A 2,442-nucleotide genomic window follows, 5' to 3' on the forward strand; every position below is an offset into this window, starting at 1 on the left:
CCCGAGGGGGCTGTTCGGTTCGTGCCGGACCACCGGCCGCGAGCGAAGCGAGATGGGGGCACCCCCAGGCAGAGCCCTGGGGGAGGGCTGGTCGCGCCGTTCCCCGCGCCCCTGTGTGCTCGGCCCCGCCGCACAGGCGCGCGCCCACGCGGCGCCAGCCGCAGATCAGATGCAGCCCCGCGCCTATGTGCTCGGCCCCGCCGCAGAGGTGCCCCCGGGTCTAGTGGGCCGGTTCCGGGGTCGGGGCCGGGGAGTGGGCCACCACTCGGGTGGGGCGGATCGGCGCGTCCTGGGACGCAGAAAGGTGGCGGCCCAGCCGCAGGGCGATCACGGAGACGCCCAGCGAGCACCCGACGAGAAGCACGACGTACACGTCGTACGCCCCGGCCGCGGCGATGAGGCCGCCCACGGCCGGTCCGATGGCCAGAGCCAGCTGCTTGACCAGCGCAAACGCGGCGTTGTACCGCCCGACCATGCGCTCGGGCGCAAGGTCCGCGACGAGCGGCGACACCGTCGGCGCGAGCATGGCCTCCCCGAGCCCGAACAGCGCGTAGGTCGAGATGATCGCGACCACCGCGACGGCGTGGTGCGAGTGCACCAGGCCGGACGCGCCCGCCGCGAGCCACGCGACCGTCCAGACCAGCCCGACCGCCGCGATCACCCGGCTGCGCCGGCGGTATTCGACCAGCCGCAGCACCACGAACTGCGCGAGCACGATCGTCGCCGTGTTGGCGGCGAGCGCGACGCCCAGCATGGCGGGCGAGACATGCGTGACGGTCACCGCGAAGGCGGAGAGCCCCGACTCGAACTGCCCGTAGCAGGCGAAGAACAGCACGAAGCCGAGCACGCAGAGCATGACCATGGCCCGGTTCTGCAGCAGGAGCCGCCATCCGCCGGCCGCGTCGGCACCGGTGTCGGTGACCGGCCCCTCGAGCCGTGCGGTACGCGGCAGCCGCACCGTGGCGACGACCGCACCCAGGACCAGGAACATCGCGGCCTCGATCGCAAAGAGCCGGATGAAGGACGACGGGTGCGCGGTGTCCACGATGAGCCCGCCCATGAGCCCGCCGACCCCGAGGCCGAGGTTGGCCAGGAAGAACTGGGTCGCGAACGCCCTGGACCGGGTGACCGTGGTCGAGCACCACACGATCATCGTGGCCAGCGCGGGCTGGACCACGGAGATCCCGGCGCCCAGCGCCCCGGCCGCGGCGATGACCACGGGCTCGGAGCCGGACAGGCCGAGGCCCAGCGACCCGGAGGCCGCGAGGACCGTGCCGGCCACGGCGACCGGTACGGGCCCGCGCCGGTCGATGACGCGCCCGGTGAAGGGCAGCACGAAGAGGGCGGCGACGGCGAACGTCGCGAGCACCACACCCGCGGTCCCGGCACCGAGCCCCCGCACCTCCGAGACGTACACGAAGGTGAAGGGCACGGTGAAGCCGTTCCCGAACGCGCTCAGGGCGTTGCCCAGCTGGATTCGGCGCAGCGCGGCGCCCATGTCGGTGGTGTTCACGGCTCTCCCCTCGGGTCAGACGGGGTCCAGGACCCGGCAAGGCTTCGGATTGAAGACTTCATCAGTAAAGTTCGAAGCTAAAGAGTACATGCCGAAGGGCTTTAGAGCAAAGCACTACCGTGCGATACTCGGAGCATGACCGCAGCCGCAGGCTCCGCCGGTACCCCGGAGGAACTGGACCTCGACGCCCAGATCGCCGCCTACCAGCGGGAGTTTCCCGAGGTCGACCCCCAGGTCGAGAAGGTCGTCACCGCGCTCGGCCGGCTCAACCGCCGGATGAACGTCGCGTACGGCCGCCAGCTCGTCGACCTGGGCATCAGCAATGCCGAGTGGGAGGTCCTCAAGGCCCTCGTGGTCGTCGGCCGCCCCTATCGCCTCGGCCCCGGCGACCTCGCCAAGCGCCTCGGCCTCACCCCGGCCGCCATGACCCACCGCATCGACCGCCTGGTCACCGAGGGCCTGGTCACCCGGGAGCGTGACGAGGCCAACCGCGTCCGCGTCATCGTGGAGCTGACCGACGAGGGCCGGGAGAAGTGGCTCCAGACGATGCGCCTGGCCGCCGCCTTCGAGGACGACCTGCTCCAGGACCTCAACACCGCGGAACGCGCCGCCCTCGGCGAGATCCTCATCCGCCTCCTGCGCCGCGTCGAGACCAGCCAGCCCGACGCCGGCGGCCGGCTCGAAGACCTGGACTGACCGGACCCGGCAGCCGGAGGTTGACACCCCCGGCGTTCGTGCGTAATGTTCTCCGGGTTGTCCGACGTGAGCGCCGACCCCGGTCGGTCCCCGGACAGCCATCCCGCAGGACCATTCGACTTTCGACCGATCGACGGCCGTGTGCCGTCGTCTCTTGTCGTCCCGTCGTGTGTTTTTTCGGAATGCGTGCAGAGTTTCGAGCGATCGGGCCGATTTGGCCGGAGCGAACGGAG

At 71.4% G+C, this 2,442-nt stretch carries 2 protein-coding genes; one reads left to right on the plus strand and one right to left on the minus strand.

Annotation, left to right across the window (positions count from 1 at the left end; genetic code table 11):
* Window positions 1–220: 220 nt before the first annotated feature.
* On the minus strand, window positions 221–1,498 hold the full coding sequence (locus JT723_RS34570; RefSeq protein WP_205048868.1) for an MFS transporter: 1,278 nt from the start codon (window positions 1,496–1,498) through the stop codon (window positions 221–223).
* A 150-nt stretch (window positions 1,499–1,648) separates the two neighbouring features.
* Here JT723_RS34570 and JT723_RS34575 point away from each other — a divergent pair, with 150 nt between their 5' ends.
* On the plus strand, window positions 1,649–2,209 hold the full coding sequence (locus JT723_RS34575) for a MarR family winged helix-turn-helix transcriptional regulator (RefSeq protein ID WP_205048867.1): 561 nt from the start codon (window positions 1,649–1,651) through the stop codon (window positions 2,207–2,209).
* Window positions 2,210–2,442 lie beyond the last annotated feature (233 nt).

The organism is Actinacidiphila bryophytorum (assembly GCF_016916835.1).
In the GTDB taxonomy this organism is placed as follows: domain Bacteria; phylum Actinomycetota; class Actinomycetes; order Streptomycetales; family Streptomycetaceae; genus Actinacidiphila; species Actinacidiphila bryophytorum.

Bases quoted from the DNA above. Each gene is read 5' to 3' on its own strand.
- JT723_RS34570 (WP_205048868.1), bottom strand. From the start codon at position 1,498: ATGGGCGCCGCGCTGCGCCGAATCCAGCTGGGCAACGCCCTGAGCGCG.
- JT723_RS34575 (WP_205048867.1), top strand. From the start codon at position 1,649: ATGACCGCAGCCGCAGGCTCCGCCGGTACCCCGGAGGAACTGGACCTC.